Annotated in this window: 22 protein-coding genes; 13 read left to right on the top strand and 9 right to left on the bottom strand. The window is 72.0% G+C overall.

Annotated elements, in window-relative coordinates; genetic code table 11:
- The first annotated feature begins 67 nt into the window (after positions 1 to 67).
- Complete coding sequence (locus ACQKQD_RS24380) at positions 68 to 835, top strand: alpha/beta hydrolase (RefSeq protein WP_427509799.1); 768 nt, start codon at positions 68 to 70, stop codon at positions 833 to 835.
- A 41-nt stretch (positions 836 to 876) separates the two neighbouring features.
- Here ACQKQD_RS24380 and ACQKQD_RS24375 read toward each other — a convergent pair whose 3' ends face one another.
- Together ACQKQD_RS24375 and ACQKQD_RS24370 are read right to left on the bottom strand one after the other, a co-directional pair.
- Complete coding sequence (locus ACQKQD_RS24375) at positions 877 to 1161, bottom strand: DUF1150 family protein (RefSeq protein WP_020092805.1); 285 nt, start codon at positions 1159 to 1161, stop codon at positions 877 to 879.
- Positions 1162 to 1262: 101 nt separating this feature from the next.
- Complete coding sequence (locus tag ACQKQD_RS24370; RefSeq protein WP_012320108.1) at positions 1263 to 1691, bottom strand: Hsp20 family protein; 429 nt, start codon at positions 1689 to 1691, stop codon at positions 1263 to 1265.
- Positions 1692 to 2104: 413 nt separating this feature from the next.
- Here ACQKQD_RS24370 and ACQKQD_RS24365 point away from each other — a divergent pair, with 413 nt between their 5' ends.
- The 7 genes from ACQKQD_RS24365 (at position 2105) to ACQKQD_RS24335 (ending at position 6384) form a co-directional block, all read left to right on the top strand.
- Entirely contained in the window at positions 2105 to 2584 is a 480-nt protein-coding gene (locus tag ACQKQD_RS24365) for a hypothetical protein (protein ID WP_020092807.1), read from the top strand.
- A 74-nt stretch (positions 2585 to 2658) separates the two neighbouring features.
- On the top strand, positions 2659 to 3129 hold the full coding sequence (locus tag ACQKQD_RS24360; RefSeq protein ID WP_056527997.1) for a hypothetical protein: 471 nt from the start codon (positions 2659 to 2661) through the stop codon (positions 3127 to 3129).
- Positions 3130 to 3261: 132 nt separating this feature from the next.
- A complete protein-coding gene (locus ACQKQD_RS24355) occupies positions 3262 to 3951 on the top strand; it encodes a MotA/TolQ/ExbB proton channel family protein (RefSeq protein ID WP_020092809.1) in 690 nt (229 codons plus the stop codon).
- A 54-nt stretch (positions 3952 to 4005) separates the two neighbouring features.
- Positions 4006 to 4500, top strand: a complete 495-nt coding sequence (locus ACQKQD_RS24350; protein WP_056527994.1) for an ExbD/TolR family protein — start codon at positions 4006 to 4008, stop codon at positions 4498 to 4500.
- Between the two features lie 4 nt (positions 4501 to 4504).
- Positions 4505 to 5500, top strand: a complete 996-nt coding sequence (gene tolA / locus ACQKQD_RS24345) for a cell envelope integrity protein TolA (RefSeq protein ID WP_056527992.1) — start codon at positions 4505 to 4507, stop codon at positions 5498 to 5500.
- Positions 5501 to 5799: 299 nt separating this feature from the next.
- Positions 5800 to 6117, top strand: a complete 318-nt coding sequence (locus ACQKQD_RS24340; RefSeq protein ID WP_020665400.1) for a hypothetical protein — start codon at positions 5800 to 5802, stop codon at positions 6115 to 6117.
- Between the two features lie 6 nt (positions 6118 to 6123).
- Positions 6124 to 6384: a BrnA antitoxin family protein gene (locus tag ACQKQD_RS24335; RefSeq protein ID WP_056527989.1), complete on the top strand. Its 261-nt coding sequence runs from the start codon at positions 6124 to 6126 to the stop codon at positions 6382 to 6384.
- A gap of 42 nt (positions 6385 to 6426) precedes the next feature.
- Here ACQKQD_RS24335 and ACQKQD_RS24330 read toward each other — a convergent pair whose 3' ends face one another.
- Genes ACQKQD_RS24330 through ACQKQD_RS24320 form a run of 3 tightly spaced genes read right to left on the bottom strand, consistent with a single transcriptional unit; the run spans position 6427 to position 8182 of the window.
- Positions 6427 to 6909, bottom strand: a complete 483-nt coding sequence (locus tag ACQKQD_RS24330) for a YaiI/YqxD family protein (protein WP_427509798.1) — start codon at positions 6907 to 6909, stop codon at positions 6427 to 6429.
- Positions 6906 to 7109 (bottom strand): hypothetical protein, encoded by a 204-nt coding sequence (locus ACQKQD_RS24325; RefSeq protein WP_056527984.1) that lies wholly within the window; start codon positions 7107 to 7109, stop codon positions 6906 to 6908. The genes ACQKQD_RS24330 and ACQKQD_RS24325 overlap by 4 nt, the downstream gene beginning before the upstream one ends.
- Positions 7109 to 8182, bottom strand: a complete 1074-nt coding sequence (locus ACQKQD_RS24320) for an adenylate/guanylate cyclase domain-containing protein (RefSeq protein WP_056527981.1) — start codon at positions 8180 to 8182, stop codon at positions 7109 to 7111. The genes ACQKQD_RS24325 and ACQKQD_RS24320 overlap by 1 nt, the downstream gene beginning before the upstream one ends.
- A 297-nt stretch (positions 8183 to 8479) precedes the next feature.
- Between ACQKQD_RS24320 and ACQKQD_RS24315 the strand changes: the two genes are divergently transcribed.
- Positions 8480 to 9319, top strand: a complete 840-nt coding sequence (locus tag ACQKQD_RS24315; protein WP_056527978.1) for an aldo/keto reductase — start codon at positions 8480 to 8482, stop codon at positions 9317 to 9319.
- 13 nt (positions 9320 to 9332) lie between these two features.
- Here ACQKQD_RS24315 and ACQKQD_RS24310 read toward each other — a convergent pair whose 3' ends face one another.
- From ACQKQD_RS24310 to ACQKQD_RS24300, 3 genes are all read right to left on the bottom strand, one after another.
- A complete protein-coding gene (locus ACQKQD_RS24310; protein WP_427509797.1) occupies positions 9333 to 10883 on the bottom strand; it encodes a diguanylate cyclase domain-containing protein in 1551 nt (516 codons plus the stop codon).
- Between the two features lie 292 nt (positions 10884 to 11175).
- Positions 11176 to 13362: a transglycosylase domain-containing protein gene (locus ACQKQD_RS24305; protein WP_020092817.1), complete on the bottom strand. Its 2187-nt coding sequence runs from the start codon at positions 13360 to 13362 to the stop codon at positions 11176 to 11178.
- Between the two features lie 253 nt (positions 13363 to 13615).
- Positions 13616 to 14485, bottom strand: a complete 870-nt coding sequence (locus ACQKQD_RS24300; RefSeq protein WP_170855170.1) for a LysR family transcriptional regulator — start codon at positions 14483 to 14485, stop codon at positions 13616 to 13618.
- A 96-nt stretch (positions 14486 to 14581) separates the two neighbouring features.
- Between ACQKQD_RS24300 and ACQKQD_RS24295 the strand changes: the two genes are divergently transcribed.
- On the top strand, positions 14582 to 14800 hold the full coding sequence (locus ACQKQD_RS24295) for a hypothetical protein (RefSeq protein ID WP_042672292.1): 219 nt from the start codon (positions 14582 to 14584) through the stop codon (positions 14798 to 14800).
- A gap of 4 nt (positions 14801 to 14804) precedes the next feature.
- Positions 14805 to 15521, top strand: coding sequence for a YoaK family protein (locus ACQKQD_RS24290; protein ID WP_427509796.1), 717 nt, complete (start codon positions 14805 to 14807; stop codon positions 15519 to 15521).
- Between the two features lie 37 nt (positions 15522 to 15558).
- Here the strand turns inward: ACQKQD_RS24290 and ACQKQD_RS24285 are convergent, their stop codons facing one another.
- A complete protein-coding gene (locus ACQKQD_RS24285) occupies positions 15559 to 15942 on the bottom strand; it encodes an ATP-dependent helicase (protein WP_427509795.1) in 384 nt (127 codons plus the stop codon).
- Positions 15943 to 16126: 184 nt separating this feature from the next.
- Between ACQKQD_RS24285 and ACQKQD_RS24280 the strand changes: the two genes are divergently transcribed.
- Together ACQKQD_RS24280 and ACQKQD_RS24275 are read left to right on the top strand one after the other, a co-directional pair.
- Complete coding sequence (locus ACQKQD_RS24280) at positions 16127 to 16630, top strand: hypothetical protein (protein ID WP_091680853.1); 504 nt, start codon at positions 16127 to 16129, stop codon at positions 16628 to 16630.
- Positions 16631 to 16730: 100 nt separating this feature from the next.
- Positions 16731 to 16976, top strand: coding sequence for a hypothetical protein (locus ACQKQD_RS24275; protein WP_020092823.1), 246 nt, complete (start codon positions 16731 to 16733; stop codon positions 16974 to 16976).

Raw genomic sequence — 16976 nt, 5'->3', positions numbered from 1 at the left:
AGAGTTGAAGCCGAACCGTTCAGGACCGGACTTCTTCCACGTCGAGACAGGGATACCGGAGAGAACGATGACGGATACGGCCCCCGAGTTCCTGACCGTTGGCACCGGCGACGCGGCCCGCCGCATCGCCGTGCGGGTGCGCGCGGGCGGCGGGCCGCCGGTGGTCTGGCTCGGCGGCTTTCGCTCCGACATGACCGCGACCAAGGCGACGGCGCTCGATGCCTGGGCCGAACGGACGGGCCGTAAGCTCGTGCGGTTCGACTACGCCGCGCACGGTGCCTCGGGCGGCACGTTCACGGACTGCACCATCTCGTCGTGGCTCGAGGACGCGCAGGCGGTCCTGGCGGCCTACGTGACGGAGGCGCCGGTACTCGTCGGCTCGTCGATGGGCGGCTGGATCGCCTGCCTGGCGGCCCGCGACCGGGCCGCGCGCGGGGAGGCCACGGCGGGGCTGGTGCTTATCGCGCCGGCCCTCGACTTCACCGAGGAGCTGATCTGGAACCGCCTCAGCGAGGCGGCGCGCGCCATGCTGATCCGCGACGGCGTCCTCCGGAAGCCCAGCGACTACGCGCCGGAGCCGGACCCGATCACGCGGGCCCTGATCGACGACGGCCGCCGACACTGCATGCTGGGCGGCCAAGTCGATCCGGGCTGCCCGGTGCACATCCTCCAGGGCATGCGGGACACCGACGTCCCCTACACGCACGCCCTGCGAATCCTCGACCGCCTGCCGGCCGAAGGGACGGTGCTGACGCTGATCGCCGACGGCGACCACCGGCTGTCGCGGCCGCAGGACATCGCGCGGCTCGTGGCGGCGGTGGCCGAGATCGCCTGACCGGTCTCCCGGCCAGGCCTCTCAGCGGGTCGGGTGCAGGGTCAATGCAGGCTGACGGGCTGCAGGTCGTGCGCGGCGGCGTTGGCCAGCACGACGTCCCGCGAATCGGCGAGCATGATCGGCGCGCCGCTCGCCGAGAGCAGGGCGAACAGGTCGAGGCCGGGCGTCAGCTCGGGGGCCTGCGGGAAGAAGCGGCGGACCTCGTCGGACCGGATCGGCCGGACGTAGGCGATGTGCCCCTCGCCCAGCGCCGCGAGATCGGCCGGCTGGAAATCGGCCGGATCGAGATCGGCGGGGGTCAGAGGAGACGGATTCAGATCGGTCATAAAGCCCTCCTGGGGTGGCAGAGCGTCCACCGCCGATCCTGAAGGCATCGGCGGCTCCACCCTGATGTGGGGATCCGCGCCGGCCAATCAATCGGTCGGCGTCAGCCGCGGGCGCCGATATCGATCTTGCGCACGATGCGGTCCGGCTCCGGCCGGACCAGATCGATCGACAGGAGGCCGTTGGCGAGGTCGGCGCCGAGCACCTCCATGCCGTCCGCGAGCAGGAAGGCCCGCTGGAACTGCCGCGCCGCGATGCCGCGGTGCAGGAAGTGGCGCTCGCGCTCGTCGACCTGCCGGCCGCGCACGACGAGCTGGCTCTCCTCCAGCATCACGTCCAGCTGATCGCGGGTGAAGCCGGCCACCGCCAGGGTGATCCGCAGGCGCTCGGGCTCGCTCTCGGTGCGGGGCAGGCGCTCGATGTTGTAGGGGGGGTAGCCGTCGTTGGCGGCCTTGGAGACCCGGTCGAGGGCCTGCTCGATCTCGTCGAAGCCGAGCAGGAACGGGTGCCCGAAGGGCGAGGATCGAGTCATCGCGGCCATCATCCAGAAAGCGAAGCCTCCGACCCCGGGATCTGCCGCAATCCCGGGATGCCCGAGCACCTCGTCGACAGGAGCCCGCCCGGGGCAGCGCTCCGCCGGACGCGACGACGCCGGCGACTCGGAGATATGGCCAAGGCCTTCCGGGCCATCAAGGGAGGGGACCGGAATCGACGGCGACCCGTGGTCGCGCATTTCCGGGAAGTTTCGGCAAATTTATGCGGGATCGATAGGCAAAGCCTGCAACGGCCACGCTTTCTTCTAACAGTTTGGAACTGCTCTGATTTTCTCGCCGGGCCTTGATCCGGGCGGCGGGCCTGGATACTGCCGCGGCAGGCGACGATCCGGCTCCCGAGCTCGATCGCCGCGATCCATTTCCGCGAGGCGCCGGAGCCGTGAGCACGCCCATGACCCCGTCGGACCACGCGGCGATGCGGCGCGTCGCAGACGTGTGCGGCGACGAGGCCGACATCCTGGCCCTGTCGGTGGCCCGCTTCGTGGCGGCCGGCTACATGACCAGCGACGTCGCCTGCTGGAACGCGGCCTTCGACGGGGCCGAGCAGTTGCTCGGGCCAACGGAAGGGTGCCGCTTCGTCGCCTGCGTGGTCGCGATCATCCGGGCGCTCCGCGCGGAACGCGACGGCGACTGGTCGTTCATGCCGGCGAGCTGCTGCCGCGTGACAGGCCACGAATGCGCGCTGGTGAAGCTGATCAACCGGGGCCGGCAGCGCCTCTGGGCGGATCTCGAGGCCGCCGCGGCCGAGATCACCGGCCAGGACGCGGCGCCGCGCCTCGTGGCGGCGGTCCGCGCCGCGGTCGGGCCGCTCGACGCGGCGGCCGAGCGCCTCGCCCCGGCCTCCTGCCCCGCCGGAACGGTGCTGCACTGATCCGGCTCCCCGTCACCCCGGACCGCGCGGCCCGAGCCGCCGGCCGGCGCGAACTCGAAGAGGACTTTGTCACGGTGCTTGCCCTGCGCGCTCCCCTGTACCGCCGTCGGATCGGGCGTGTCGCCCTCGACACGGCGGCCTGCTTCGCGCTCTCGGCGCTGCTCGTCGTGTCGGCCCTGGCGCAGGACGCCTCCGAGAAGGCGCCGATCAAGTTGCAGCTCAACAAGGTCGAGACCGCGGGCGAGGCCTGCCGGATCACCATGGTGATCGACAACAAAGGTTCGGGCCTCAAGTCCTACAAGGTGGATCTCTTCGCCTTCGACCCCGAGGGCGTCGCGCAGAAGCGCGTGGCGGTCGAACTCGGGCCGCTGCCGCCGAAGAAGACCACCGTGAAGATCTTCGATTTCCCCGGCATCGCCTGCAACAAGGTCGGTCGCGTCCTCCTGAACGACGTCCTGACCTGCGACGGCGGCGATCCGGGCCGCGAGGCCTGCCTCGAGCGGACCGAGACCGACAGCAAGGCCGGCCTGCCGTTCGACCGCTGATGCGGATGGTGTGACGGCTGACGAGACCAAACCGCCCGGCGGCGAGAGCCGCCGGGCGGCCTGCGGCTTTCGCCGCACCCCGAGACGATGGCGGCGCGACGCCGCGTGAGACCAGGACGCCAGGAGCCCGCGATGGACCCGACACAAGCCCCGATCGAGGCGGCCCACGACTTCTCGTTCCTCGGCCTGTTCCTGCAGGCCGACCCGATCGTGAAGGGCGTGATGATCCTGCTGGTGATCGCCTCGATCGCCTGCTGGACGGTGGTGTTCGAGAAGGTCATCCGGCTCGCCGCCGCGCGGCGCCAGGCCAAGGCCTTCGCGAATCTGGTCCGCTCCGGGGGCAGCCTCGACGGCGAGCATCGCGGCATCGCCGGCCACGTGGTGAAGGCGGCGATCGACGCGTGGCGCGATCAGGATTCCTCCGAGACCCGGGCCGAGCGCCGCGACCGCATCGAGCGGGCGATGAAGGGCGCCCTCGCCATCGAGGTGAAGCGCCTGCGCACCGGCCTGTCGCTGCTGGCGACCTCCGGCTCCACGGCCCCGTTCGTCGGCCTGTTCGGCACCGTCTGGGGCATCATGAACTCGTTCTCGTCCATCGCCCGGAGCCAGGACACCTCCCTCGCCGTCGTGGCGCCGGGCATCGCGGAGGCGCTGTTCGCCACGGCGATCGGTCTCGTCGTCGCGATCCCGGCGGTGATGGCCTACAACAAGCTCTCGAGCGACGTGAGCGGCATCCAGAGCACCTTCTCGTCCTATATCTCGGTCCTGGGCAACCGCCTCGCGCGCGACCGCGCCGGCGCCCACCGCGCGGCCGCCGAGTAGCGCGGCCGGCGCCAGCCCCCAGAGAGCCGAACGTAAAGGTACCGGAGACGCCCCATGGCGATGGGATCCATTCGCGCGAACGACGACGACGACCTCGACGACGTGCCGATGTCCGACATCAACGTCACCCCGATGGTCGACGTGATGCTCGTACTGCTGATCATCTTCATGGTCGCCGCGCCGCTGATGACCACCGGCGTGCCGGTCCAGCTGCCGAAGACCGCGGCGCCCAAGGTCGCGCAGTCGAAGAAGCCCGCCGAGGTGACGGTCGACAAGGACGGCAACCCGTCCATCGCCAAGGAGGTGTTCACGATGGAGAGCATCGTGCCGCGCCTGCGCGAGATGGCGGCTGCCGACAAGGATCAGGTGATCCTCGTGCGCGGCGACCGCGACGTGCCCTACGGCAAGGTCATGGAGGTCATGGGCCTCGTCGGACAGGCCGGCTTCACCAAGGTGTCGCTGATCGCGCAGTCGCCCGGCGGCGCCGCTCCGGCCTCGCCTGGCGCCGCCCCGGCCGCCCCCGCTGCCCCCGCAGGGACCGCGCGCTGAGCCGATGAGCACCTACACGTCGACGGATATGCCGGCCGGTCTCGGCGAGCGCCGCCCGTCCGGGCTGCTCGCCGCTTTCCTGGTCGCCCTCGGGCTGCACGCCTGCGTGCTCGCCGCCGTGATGTTCCTGCGGCTCTCCCCGCCCGCACCGCCCGGCGAGCAGCAGATCACCGTCGACCTCGCGCCGCTCATGACCGACGCGGCCACCGAGGCCCCGGCGGAGCAGCAGATGAGCCAGGAAGCCCCGCCGGAGGCGAAGCCGGTGGACACGCCGCCCGACGAGGCCGTCCAGCCGCCGCCGCCGACCGAGATGACCGAGGTGAAGCCGGAGGACACCCAGGCGGTCGAGATGCCGCAAGAGGCTCAGCCCGTGGAGGCGCAGAGCCAGGTGATCACCTCCGCGTCCGAGGCCGCCGAGCCGCTGGCGCCGCCGCCCACCGAGGTCGCCAAGTCCGAGGAGCCGCCCAAGCCGACGCCCGATCCGGCGAAGCTGAAGGCGGAGCGCGAGGCCAAGCTGCGCAAGATCCGGGAGGAGAAGCTCCGCGAGCAGAAGCGCGAGGAGGCGCGGCAGGAGCGCCTGGAGGAGATCCGCGAGGCGAAGGCCAAGGCTGCGCGCGAGGCGAAGGCGCGCGAGGCCAAGGCGCGGGCTGGCGCCGAGCGGAGTTCGGCGTCGGCCTCGCGGGCTAACGCGGCCGGCCGGGCCGCCGCGGGCAACGATCCGAGCGCCATGCGCCAGTGGCAGGGCGCCATCAGCGCGGCGATCCACAGCCGGATGAACGTGAACGCGGCCGTCGGCACCGGCGGCGGGACCGCGGTGGTGCGCTTCACCGTGATGCGCTCGGGTCAGGTGACGGGCGCCGGCGTGGCCCGGTCCAGCGGCGTCGGCCAGATCGACAGCGCTGCCCTCGCGGCGGTGCGCGGCTCGATGCCGGCGGCGCCCCCCGGCGTGACGCAGTCCAGCCTGTCGGTCTCCATTCCGCTCAACTTCCGCGTGCGCTGATCGGAGGACGATCCGGGCCGGATCCCGCTCGGCCGACCGCTAGCCCGATCCGGATCGTCCGGCGGACGCGTACGAATGGTGTGCGCCGTCAGTCCCACGCGGCGATCCGGATTCGCCATCGGCCGCGCGGGCATGCTAAAGCCTTCGTGAACCTGCCTTCCCCGCGCGCCTGACGGCGATGCGGGAGGGCGCCGATCCGGCCTTGCCTCCCGCCCCTCGAACAGGCCGGACCCGCTCAGACCCCGTCCCGCGCAGGATGCGCCGGGTCGGACCCGTCGAGCCGGGGTGAAAGGGACAGGATGAACGACGACACTGAGTACGACCTCGACGAGGTGAATGCCACCCGCGACGCGGAGGCGGAAGCCAAGACCCGGGCGGAGAACCGCGCCGAGCGCGCGGAACGGGCGGAGCGCATGGCTCGCGAGGGCGCCCAGGCGATGGCGGAGCACCACGCGGCCATCAAGGCGATGGACGAGCGGACGGTGCGGCTACGGTCGCTCCGGCTCGCCAAGGAGGCCGCGGACGCGCAGGCCAAGGCGGCCGAGAAGGAAGCCAAGGCGGCCGCCAAGGGCAGCGCGAAGAAGGCCGCGCCGAAGAAGACGACCGCGAAGGGCTAGAGGTCGATGGCCGAAGACCGCAACCGCCGCCGCTTCACCGACCCGCGCGCGGCAGCCGAGGCGGCCTTCCGGGCCGCCACGAGCCCGAAGACGGCCGCTCCGCCGCCTCAGGCCGCGCCGCGGCCGGCAACGGTCCCAGGATCTCGGGAAGTGGTGAGCCTGCGCCTCGACAGCGCCGTGCTCGCGCATTTCCAGAAAGACGGCCCGGGCTGGCAGGACCGCATCAACGAGGCGCTCAAGGCCCTCGTCCCGGCGGCCGAGGCCTGAGACCTCCCGCGCGGGGAACGCCGTCGCGCCCGGGACCGGTGCTCAGACCGGCTTCGGCCGCTCGCGCAGGATCCGGTTCACCGCCCGGTCGAGGGCGCACAGGAAGGCCGACCGGTCGGCGCGCGAGAACGGTTTCGGCCCGCCCGTGATGGTCCCGGCCTCGCGCAACGATTGCATCAAGTCGCGCGTCGCGAGGGCGAGACCGATCCCGGCCTCGCTGAACGGCTTCCCAGTGAACGCCAGGACCGTGGCGCCGGCCTTCACGCAGCGCGCGGCCAGCGGAACGTCGGCGGTGAGGACGATGCTCCCGGGTCCGGCCCGCGCGGCGATCCAGTCGTCGGCGGCGTCGAGTTCCGGACCGACGACCACGCGCTCGATCCAGGGCTCGCGCGGCAGGTTCAGCACGCTGTTGGCGACGACGTGGACGGTCAGGCCGTAGCGCTCGGCGACCCGGTAGGTCTCGTCCTTGACCGGGCAGGCATCGGCGTCGAGGTAGATCGGCGGGCGCGCCGGCGCGTCGCTCATGGCCGGGGCACCAGCTTCGAGGTGAAACCCGCCAGGATCAGGAGCACGCCCAGGGCGAACTGGCCGTGCTCGATATCGCCGCCCACCGACAGAACGACGGCGCGGCCGAAGACCGCGAGCCCGATCAGCGGCAGCCCGAAGCGCAGCGCCATCTTCACGGCGATCAGGGTGTTCGCCCGCGCGGTGCTCGCCCCGGCCATCAGCGGGCGACCGCGGCGCGGCGCGGCGCCAGATCCGCCACGGGCGCGGTCTCGGCGGGTCCGCGCTCGAGCGTCGCCACCGACAGCGGCGCGCCGCGGCCGCGGAGCGCGTGGGCGCCGAGGGACCGTGCCCGGACGCCGGCCGGAAGGCGCGGGAGGCGGTTGAGCAGATCCTGCGAGATCAGGATGCCGACGCCCAGCGGGCGGCACAGGGCCTCGATCCGCGACGTCACGTTCACGGCGTCGCCGAAATACGCGATCTTGTGGCGGTCGACCCCGACTTCGGCCGTGACCACCGAGCCGCCGTGCAGCGCCGCCCGGAGCCGCGGGACCGTCCCGAACCGGGCGGTCCAGGCCGCGGCGTCGGCCTCGATCCGGTCGAGCACCTCGAACACGCAGGTGACGCAGCGCGCGTCCTTCAGGCCGCGGGCCATCGGCCACGTCACCATGGCGAGATCGCCGATATAGTCGTCCACCGAGCCGCCGTTGCGCCGCACCGGCTCAGCGAGCGTGGCGAACACGGCGCTGAGATATTCCTGGGCGCGCAGGTCGCCGTGGGTCTCCGCGAAGGCCGTGGAGCCGACCACGTCGAGGAACAGGAAGACCCGCTCCTCCGCCACCGGCTTGTGGTAGCGGCCGATCATGAAGTTCACGAACACCTCGCCGCCGATCAGGTCGCGCATCCGTATGACGAAGACCAGCAGGCCTGACACGGCGAGGGCGTAGGCGAGCACCCGCGCGGTCATGCGGGTGGCGGTCGTGAGGTCGTCCGGTGTCAGGGCGAACGCCCAGACGAGCAGGCCGCCCAGGGCGTTGCCCGCCATGATCATCAGGACGTAGGCGAGTTCCGCGGCCAGCACGTAGAGCCAGGCCGGCAGCCGCCGGATCTTCGCCTGCAGGCCGGCCAGGATCAGCCCGCGGTCGAAGGCCAGCACCGTGGCGCCCATGCAGAGACCGTACGTGAAGCCGGCGAGGGGCGAGGCGCCGGCCGCGAAGATGATGTTGTAGAGCAACCCCGCGCCGGCCGCCGCCAGCAGGATCAGACCCCAGAATATCCGGTGGGCCGGCAGCATCGAGGCATCTCCAGCATGGCCAGCCGACGGACCGTGCGCGGGTCCGGGCGTCGCGTGGCCCTGCGCGGCGGCACTGCGCGGGGCGGCGCAGACTCGGCGAGCCCGCGCCGCCGGACTTCGGGCATGGGCCTAAAGTTTAGCGCCGCGGGAGGCCGCATGCCATTGCTCAACGCCCCAAGATGGCGCGAGTAAGGCGTGCCGGGTTGTTGCGCGGCCGAGCCGTGATACGCCGGCGGCCCGGGACTCGACCGGACCGCCGCCAGCAACCCCCTGTGACAGCGAAGAGGGAGCGCTGCCATGTACGCCAGGAGCTTCGGCGCGACGCGCGTCTCTGTGCCGGTGATCGGCCAGGGCACGTGGCACATCGACAGTTCGGACCGGACGGACGCGGTCCGGGCGCTGCGGGCCGGGATCGACGCCGGCATGACCCATATCGACACCGCGGAGATGTACGGGGACGCGGAGGCGATCGTCGCCGCCGCCGTCGCGGATTGCCGCGAGGAGGTGTTCCTCGTCTCCAAGGTGGTGCCGGGCAACGCGACGCGCCGGGGCGTCGCGCGGGCCTGTGAGGCGTCGCTCCAGCGTCTGCGGACGGACCGGCTGGACTGCTACCTGCTGCACTGGCCGGGTCAGCACCCGCTCGAGGAGACGATCGCGGGCTTCGAGGATCTGCGCCGGGCCGGCAAGATCCTGTCCTGGGGCGTCAGCAACTTCGACGTCGAGGATCTCGATCGCGTCCGGGCCATCGCGGGGCCGGACCGGATCGCCTGCAATCAGGTCCTCTACCACCTGAACGAGCGGGCCATCGAGCACGCCGTGCTGCCCTGGTGCGAGAAGCACGGCGTCGCCATGGTGGGCTACTCGCCCTTCGGCAGCGGCGACTTCCCCGATCCGGCCAGCGCGGGCGGCCGCGTCCTGGCGGGCATCGCGCAGAACCACGGCACGACGCCCTACGCGGTGGCCCTCGCCTACCTGACCCGGCTGCCGGGCACGTTCACGATCCCCAAGACCGGTCGCCCGGACCGGGCCGTCGAGAATGCCGGCGCGGCGGACCTGCACCTCGGTGCGGCCGAGATCGCCCTGATCGACGCGCATTTCCCCCGCGGACCGCGGCCCCGGATGCTGCCGATGCTGTGAGCCGCGGGGCCGCTCAGGCCCGCAGCGCCAGGGCCACGGGATCCGCCGGCGCGGCGGCGCGGACGCGGTTGCGCCCGGCCTTCTTGGCCGCGTAGAGGGCCCCGTCGGCCGCCGTGAACAGCCCTTCGGGCGGATCGCCGCCGGCCGGATCGGCACAGGCGACGCCGATGCTCACCGTCGCGATGCCACCGACCTCCGGGGCGTGGGGGATGCGGAGGTTCACCACGGCCCGGCGGACGCGCTCCGCCGCGAGGCTGGCGGCCGTCGCGTCGACGCCCGGCAACAGGGCGACGAACTCCTCGCCGCCGATCCGGAAGCTGAGGCCGGCGGTATCGAGGGTGCGTTGCAGGCACTCCGCCACCGCCTTCAGCGCCTCGTCGCCGCACTGGTGACCGAAGCGGTCGTTGAACTGCTTGAAGTGGTCGGCATCGACGATCAACAGCGCTAGGGGCGTCCGCAGCTGTGCGGCCCGCTTCCACTCCACGGCGAAGTGCTCGTCGTAGCTGCGCCGGTTCGGCAGGCCCGTCAGGCCGTCGGTCCGCGCGAGCACGGCGAGCGCGGCGTTGGCCTCGCGGCTGGAGGCTTCCGCGGCCACGTGGCGCCCGACCTCCCGGTGCAGCAGGATCGTCAGGCCGAAGGCGAGGAGGCAGAGGCACAGGATCAGGACGGCGACGATCGCCGCCTTGTAGATCCAGACGCTGCGGATGCTGTCGACGTCCGTCGCCACGGTCACGATCAGCGGCAGGTCGTCGAGGTCGGCGAAGCTGTAGACCCGCTCGACGCCGTCGAGGAACGAGCGTCCCTGGAACTCGCCGCGCGGCTTGGCCCGGTACATCTTGTAGCCGGGGCTCGCGCTGATATTCTGGCCGAGCGCCTCCGGCCGTGCCGGCGCCCGGATCAGCAGCGTCCCGTCCCGGTGGAAGACGTTCAGAGCGATGCCGTCGTCGAAGTGCAGGCGCTCGAACAGCGCCTGAAAATGCGCGAGCCTGATCGATCCCGACACGATCCCGGCGAATGAGCCGTCGGGCGTCCGGATCCGCCGGGTCATGCGGATGATGGGCTCACCGGTCATGAGAGATACGGTCGGCCCGGACAGGATCAGGCCGCCTTCGGGATTCGACCGATGGAACTCGAATTCCGGCAGCGTGCGCATGTTGGGCCGGGTCCGCACGCCGGGATCGCTCGTCAGCCGGACGTCGCCGGCCGCGTCCGTGACGGCGATCGGACCGAGGCCGGAGCCCGCCACAGCCGTGTCGAACAGCGCCAGGCGCCGAATATCCGGGTCCAGGGCCGCGATGTCGGCGCGGCTCGCGAGCCGTGCGGAGTTCCGCAGCGAGAGGTCGTAGACCCGCAGGCTGTGGCCGACGCCCTCCTCGATCACCGCCAGGAGATTCCCGGCGTTGCGGCGGGCGTTGTGCCAAGCGACGTCCCGCAGATCCAGGCAGAGATAGACGCCGAGCAGCGCGAGGCAGAGCAGCAGGCATGTGCCGGCCGCCGCGATCAGGCGCGAGGCGCGATCGTCCAGGTGAGCTCTGATCGCTATAGCGGTCGCGCGCAGGAGCATGGGCTCGATCGGGCTGCCACGAACCGCGCCATTGCGGTTGACGGGCTTACTGTTCACCCGATCTTACGTCCACGAAGATTGAAAAAGCGGTTATTGGCGGCACTAAGAAGCGCTGAATAACCGCTAATACAAATACAGGCCGCCGCGGCTGTCAGTCCCGCCTCGACGCGGTCGCCTTGGGCCGGAGCCCGAGCGTGATCGCGCAGATGCGCGATGGCGCGCGCCGCGGGCCGCCTCTCGCCCGCGACGCGCGCCGGCGCCTGGTCCCGACGAACGCGGAGACCGCGGAGCGTCAGTCACCGATGCCGAACAGCTTCTCGATGAAGTTGCGGTCGTCCTTCGGCGCGCGCCGCGACGGCGCGGCCTGGCGCGGCGCCGGGGCCTCCGGCTCGCCGAGGATCTGGCCCAGGAGCCCGCCCGGGCCCGCCGGAGCGGCGCTCGCCACCGAGGCGGTCGTCTCCGGCTGGCGGCGCCAGCGGTTGAGGCCCGGGAGCGGGACCGGCGTCTGCCCCTTCAGGGCCTGGGTCATATAGGTCTTCCAGATCTCCGCCGGCAGGTTGCCGCCGGTGACCTTCTTGGTGAGCTCGCCGTCGTCGTTGCCGAGCCAGACGCCGGTCACGAGGCTGCCCGAGAAACCCATGAACCACGCGTCGCGATAATCCTGGGTGGTGCCGCTCTTGCCCGCGAGGTCCCAGCCGGGGATGTCGGCCTTCTTGCCGGTGCCGCTGACGAAGGTCTCGTGCATCATGGCGTTCATCATGCCGTCGGCGTTGGCGTCGATGACCCGGCCCAGACCGTTGTCGGAGCGCTTGTAGAGGACCTTCCCGTCCTGGCTCTTCACGGCGGTGACCACGTAGGGGATCACGCCGATGCCGCCGTTGGCGAAGGCCCCGTAGGCGCCGACCATCTCCAGGAGCGTGACCTCGGACGTGCCGAGGGCGATGGAGCCGTTGGCCTGGAGCGGCGAGGTGATGCCGAGCCGCTGGGCGGTCTGGACCACGGTCTTCGGCCCGACCTCCTGGCCGAGGCGCACCGCGACGGTGTTGAGCGACTGGGCGAGCGCTGTCCGCAGGGTGACGGGACCCTCGTAGCGGTGGGAGTAGTTCTCCGGCGCCCAGTTGCCGATCCGGATCGGCGCGTCCTCCCGGACCGTGTCGGGCGTGGCGCCGTGCTCCACGGCCGCGAGGTACACGAAGGGCTTGAACGAGGAGCCGGGCTGACGCTTGGCGGTCGTGGCCCGGTTGAACTGGCTCTGCGCGTAGTCGCGGCCGCCGATCAGGGCGCGGATGGCGCCGTCCGGCCGCATCGAGACCAGCGCCCCCTGGCTGACGTTGTAGCGTGTGCCCTTGGCGTTGAGCTCGTCGGTGAGCGCCTTCTCGGCCGCCGCCTGGAGGCTCGGATCGACCGTGGTCTGGACTGTGATGTCGGTGTCGAACTTGCCGACGTAATCGTCGAGCACGTCCATCACGAGGTCGGCGACGTAGTTGGCCGACCCGCCGCCGCGGGCGTTGGCGGGCTTCGCCGGCTGGGCGAGCGCCACCTTGACGTCCTGCGCCGACGCGAAGCCCAGCTCCTGCATGGCGGCGAGCACCTGCGCGGCGCGGGCCTGGGCGGCCGGGAGGTTGCGGTTCGGGGCAAGGCGCGAGGGCGCCTGCACGAGGCCGCCGAGCATCGCGGCCTGCGCGAGGCTCACCTCCTTGGCAGGCTTGCCGAAATAGCGCTGCGCCGCCGCCTCGACGCCGTAGGCGCCGGCGCCGAAATAGACGCGGTTCAAATAGAGTTCGAGGATCTCGTCCTTCGTGTACTTGTGCTCGAGCCAGAGCGCGAGGATCGCCTCCTGGATCTTGCGCGAGGCCGAGCGCTCCGGGGTCAGGAACAGGTTCTTGGCGAGCTGCTGGGTGAGGGTCGAGCCGCCCTGCGCCACGCCGCGCCGGGTCAGGTTCTGGCCGATGGCACGCATGATGCCGACCGGGTCGACGCCGAAATGCTGGTAGAAGCGCCGATCCTCGATCGCCACGAAGGCGCGCGGCAGGTAGGGCGGCAGCTCCTTGATCGACACGACGCGGCCGCCGGTCTCGCCGCGATTGGCGAGCAGGGAGCCGTCGCTCGCCAGGATCGCGATGTTGGGCGGCCGCTTCGGCACCGCGAGCTGGTCGATCGGCGGCAGCTGCGAGGCGTGGTAGGCGATGAGCCCCGCGAGCCCGATCACGCCCCAGAGGCCGAGGACGACGCAGCCGTAGACGATGCGGCCGAGCCAGGAACGCCGGCGTCGGCCGCGACCCGAGGCCTTCGCCCGCCCCGTTGTCCGCGCCGGCGCCTTGCTCGGCTGCCGCGCTCCGCCGCCCGATCGCTTCGCCACGCCGTCTCCTGCCCCGGGGCGGTCCTCACGGGTCAGGCGCAGGTCGAGTTCGCCGCGATCCCGCGCGCGCCCTTCGGGCACGTCGAAGTTCGGCTCAATCCTGCCCCGACCCTTGGCCATGCATCCCGTTCTCGAATGTTCCGCCGCGATGCGCGACCGTCAGGCACGCCGCAGGACGGTTTCCGCACGCCAAATGCGGCGGTTTCGCGCCCCGTCCGGCAACGACGCCGGGGCCGGCACCGCCGGCGATCCTTGTCGAAACCGTTTGTGACCGCTTCGCGGTACGGTGCGGAAAAAGGCTGGCCAATCCGTTAAGGACCGCGCCGGACGGTCGGGATCGAGCCCGGCCACCGCGTGTTGGGACGACGCCGCCCTAGCGCGCGGCGCCCTGAAGCTCGCCCGTGCTCGCCAGGATCGTCTCCTGCAGCGCGGTCGCCGCCGCGTGGTGGCGACCCGGGCCGAGCACGACGAACTCGACCGCGCCGAGCGGCGGCAGGCCGGCCGCCTCGGAGATCGCGGCGAGGCCCGGCGGCAGGATCTTGGCCGAGTGCGGCGCGATGCCCAGGCCCGCCTCGACGGCGGCCCGCAGCCCCATCAGGCTTCCGCTGGTGCAGGCCACCCGCCAGGACCGGCCCACCGCCTCGAGGGCGTCGAGCGCCAAGGTGCGGGTCATCGACGGTGGCGGGTAGAGCACGAGGGGCAAGGGCTTGGCCCGATCCGGCACGAGGCCGGGCCGGCCCGTCCAGATCAGATCCTCCGCCCAGGCCAAGGTCCCGCGCGGGTCGCCGCGCCGCCGCTTGCAGAAGATCACGTCGAGTTCGCCCGCATCGTAGCCCTGGTAGAGGGCGCGGCTCAGCCCGACCGTGATCTGCAGATCGACCGCGTCGTGCCGATCGGCGAAGCGGGCCAGAACCTGTGCCAGGGTCGACAGGGTGTAGTCCTCGGAGACGCCGAGCCGGATTCGGCCGCGCAGGCCTTCCGGCGAGAAGAAGGCGCGCAGCCGGTCCTGCGCGTCCACCACGTCGCGGGCGAAGCCGATCATGGCCTGACCGTCCGGCGTGGGCGCGACCCGGTGGGTGTCCCGCGTCAGGAGCGCGCGACCGAGCGCCTGCTCGAGCCGGGCGATGTGCCCGCTCACCGTGGATTGCCGCAGACCGAGAGCCTGCGCCGCGGCGGTGAAGCTGCGGCTCTCGACGACGGCCAGGAACGAGCGCAGCAGCTCGATGTTCGGGTTGCCTATCATGAGTCACGATAACCGATATCGGTAACCTGCGGGCGCTGCGCGGCGTTAGGGTTCGGGGCAGCCCCGTCCCAGATCCGCGCCGCGAAGCCTTGCCCGATGTCCGCACCCGTTATCGTGACCACGCTGTTCGTCGGCGGCCTCATGGCGATCCCGACGCTCGGGAGATGGGCGACGCAGGTCACCGAGGTGCTCGCCTCCCTGCTGGCGATCGCCACCGTGCTGGTCGCGATCCTGTATCTCTGCGATCGCTGGCCCGACTACTTCGCCAATCCGCGGATGCCGGTCGGCCTGACGGCGACGCCCTTCGCCGACTGAGACGATGACCGGTCCCGCGCGAGCTCGGAGACCGGGGAGCGGTCTCTTCGCCGGCGCCGCCCTGGCGTTCGTCGCCGGCTTCGTCGACGCGGCGGCCTTCATCGCCCTGACCGGACTCTTCACCGCTCACGTCACCGGCAACTTCGTCCTGATCGGCGCCGAGCTGGTCGCGAGCTCCAGCGGCGTGGTTGCCAAGCTCCTGGCGCTGCCCGTCTTCGTCGGAGCGGTGGCGGGGGCTCGAATCCTGGCCCTGGCGCTGGAGCGGCGGGCTTTCGACCCCCTGCCCTGGCTCCTCGCCGTCGAGGTGACCCTGCTCGCGGGATTCGGGCTGTGTGGCACCGTGTGGTCGCCCCTCGGCGGAGCGGACAGTGCCGCTTCCATCGCCGTCGGCATGCTCGCGGTCGCGGCCATGGCGTTACAGAACGCCATCGGCCGCCTGTCTCTCGGCCATCTCGCCCCCACCACGGTCATGACGGTGAGCGTCAGCCAGGCCGTCATCGACGCGACCGACCTCGTCCTGGGACGTGGCCCACAGCGCGATCAGACCCGGGAGAGGTTCCTGCGCGTGCTCCCGGCGATCGCGGCCTTCGCCGCGGGCGCGCTGTTCGGCGCCTTCGGGATCGCCCATCTCGCCTTCGGCAGCATCGTCCTGCCGCTCGGCGTTCTGACGGCCCTGATCGTCCTGGCCGCGGCGCCAGGAGACGCCGGCGCCGGGCCGTGAGGAGCTGCGCCGCGCGGCGCCCGGGCGGCGACCGCCGTCACCGCTCGGCCGGCGGTTCGGGCGATGGCTTACCCAGCACCCGTCGCGCCTCGGCGAGCAACACGGGATGGCGGGCCGCCTGCGGACCGGAATCCGGCGTCTCGCGGCCGAGCCGGGCGATGCGCGCCCCGAACAGGCGCCGGCGCAGACCGAACCGGCGGACGCTCATCATCAGCGCCTGAAGCACGAGGCGGACGGCCTCGGTCCGCTCGCGCTCCTCCACGATCGCCGCCGCGAGAGCGGCCTCGCGCCGGAGCGCGGCCTCGAGCTCCTCCCGGACGGCGGCGCGGGCCGCCTCGTCCTTGCGCGCCGCGTCGAGCTGGATTCGGCATTCCTGGAGCGCGCTGAGCAGCAGAAGCTCCTGCGCGGACGCATCCCTCATCAAGGCCTCCCGGGGCGCCGTCTCCCGTCCGACGACGGGGCGTTCCGCCCGATCACCGTCGCGCCGGCCGCGGACCGGCCCGCGCGCATCCTGGTGCGACGCCATAGCGAGCGCGGCCGCTGGCCGGAAGCCGCCGACCGGATTATTCGGCACCCGCACCGCGAACCACGGGGGAATCGGGGACGTGCAGATTCGGATCGCTCTGGCCTTCGGGGCCATCACGCTGGGAGGTGGCGCGCTGGCACCCGCCCCGGCCCAGGCCTACCAGCTCGACACGGTGAACCTGGTCGGCTGCGCGCAGGAGGGCGGCGTCTGCCGGATGCCCTATCCCACCAACGTCTATTACGGCGTGCCCGGCCGGACGAACGGCCGGCCGTTCCCGCAGGGCGGCGTCGTGCCCTGCAACACCCAGACCTTCGGCGATCCGGCGCCGGGCCAGGCGAAGAGCTGCTGGTACGCCCCGCGGATCAACGCGGGCGGCGGTGGGGGCTACGGCGGCGGCGGCTACGGCGGTGGCGGCGGGGGTGCCTACGGCGGCGGGGGCGGCTACCGGAATGACGGCTACGACGACCGGCGCGACGCCTACCGCGACCGCCGCGACTACGACCGCCCGCCGCCGCGCCGCTCCTACGACGACGATTACGGGCCGGGGCCACGCCGCTACCGGGGTGATCCCGACGAGTACTGATCTCGGTCGAGCAGGGCAGGCACGGGAACGTATTTGCCCTGTTAACCGCGATCCGGCATCGTCCGGCTCCGCGGAGCCGCGAGACGGGACGGAGGAGCTGATGACGGAGAATCGCCGCGGCACCTTCCGGAAGAACGCCTTCACGTTCGGCGCCGTGCTGCTCGACGGCGGCGAGGTGAGCTGCCTGGTCTGGGACGCCACCGACGTCGGCGCGCAGATCGAGGTCGAGGACGATCAGGCCGTGCCGGACCGCTTCGCGCTTCGTGTCAGCACGGGCACCGAACCGCGCCCGGCCACCGTAGCGTGGCGGCGCAGCCGGCGGATCGGTATCGCCTTCGACGGCTGA

The sequence above is a fragment of the Methylobacterium sp. NPDC080182 genome, from assembly GCF_050281105.1.
In the GTDB taxonomy this organism is placed as follows: domain Bacteria; phylum Pseudomonadota; class Alphaproteobacteria; order Rhizobiales; family Beijerinckiaceae; genus Methylobacterium.
The sequence above is the reverse complement of the archived record's forward strand: the minus strand, read 5'-3'. Positions and strand labels throughout refer to the sequence as shown.

Coding starts and splice junctions, on each gene's coding strand:
- ACQKQD_RS24295 (WP_042672292.1), top strand. CDS start 14,582: ATGTCCGCACCCGTTATCGTGACCACGCTGTTCGTCGGCGGCCTCATG.
- ACQKQD_RS24355 (WP_020092809.1), top strand. CDS start 3,262: ATGGACCCGACACAAGCCCCGATCGAGGCGGCCCACGACTTCTCGTTC.
- ACQKQD_RS24335 (WP_056527989.1), top strand. CDS start 6,124: ATGGCCGAAGACCGCAACCGCCGCCGCTTCACCGACCCGCGCGCGGCA.
- ACQKQD_RS24330 (WP_427509798.1), bottom strand. CDS start 6,909: ATGAGCGACGCGCCGGCGCGCCCGCCGATCTACCTCGACGCCGATGCC.
- ACQKQD_RS24325 (WP_056527984.1), bottom strand. CDS start 7,109: ATGGCCGGGGCGAGCACCGCGCGGGCGAACACCCTGATCGCCGTGAAG.
- ACQKQD_RS24275 (WP_020092823.1), top strand. CDS start 16,731: ATGACGGAGAATCGCCGCGGCACCTTCCGGAAGAACGCCTTCACGTTC.
- ACQKQD_RS24305 (WP_020092817.1), bottom strand. CDS start 13,362: ATGGCCAAGGGTCGGGGCAGGATTGAGCCGAACTTCGACGTGCCCGAA.
- ACQKQD_RS24285 (WP_427509795.1), bottom strand. CDS start 15,942: ATGAGGGATGCGTCCGCGCAGGAGCTTCTGCTGCTCAGCGCGCTCCAG.
- ACQKQD_RS24380 (WP_427509799.1), top strand. CDS start 68: ATGACGGATACGGCCCCCGAGTTCCTGACCGTTGGCACCGGCGACGCG.
- ACQKQD_RS24365 (WP_020092807.1), top strand. CDS start 2,105: ATGACCCCGTCGGACCACGCGGCGATGCGGCGCGTCGCAGACGTGTGC.
- ACQKQD_RS24350 (WP_056527994.1), top strand. CDS start 4,006: ATGGCGATGGGATCCATTCGCGCGAACGACGACGACGACCTCGACGAC.
- ACQKQD_RS24300 (WP_170855170.1), bottom strand. CDS start 14,485: ATGATAGGCAACCCGAACATCGAGCTGCTGCGCTCGTTCCTGGCCGTC.
- ACQKQD_RS24310 (WP_427509797.1), bottom strand. CDS start 10,883: ATGCTCCTGCGCGCGACCGCTATAGCGATCAGAGCTCACCTGGACGAT.
- tolA (WP_056527992.1), top strand. CDS start 4,505: ATGAGCACCTACACGTCGACGGATATGCCGGCCGGTCTCGGCGAGCGC.
- ACQKQD_RS24320 (WP_056527981.1), bottom strand. CDS start 8,182: ATGCTGCCGGCCCACCGGATATTCTGGGGTCTGATCCTGCTGGCGGCG.
- ACQKQD_RS24375 (WP_020092805.1), bottom strand. CDS start 1,161: ATGACCGATCTGAATCCGTCTCCTCTGACCCCCGCCGATCTCGATCCG.
- ACQKQD_RS24315 (WP_056527978.1), top strand. CDS start 8,480: ATGTACGCCAGGAGCTTCGGCGCGACGCGCGTCTCTGTGCCGGTGATC.
- ACQKQD_RS24290 (WP_427509796.1), top strand. CDS start 14,805: ATGACCGGTCCCGCGCGAGCTCGGAGACCGGGGAGCGGTCTCTTCGCC.
- ACQKQD_RS24370 (WP_012320108.1), bottom strand. CDS start 1,691: ATGACTCGATCCTCGCCCTTCGGGCACCCGTTCCTGCTCGGCTTCGAC.
- ACQKQD_RS24340 (WP_020665400.1), top strand. CDS start 5,800: ATGAACGACGACACTGAGTACGACCTCGACGAGGTGAATGCCACCCGC.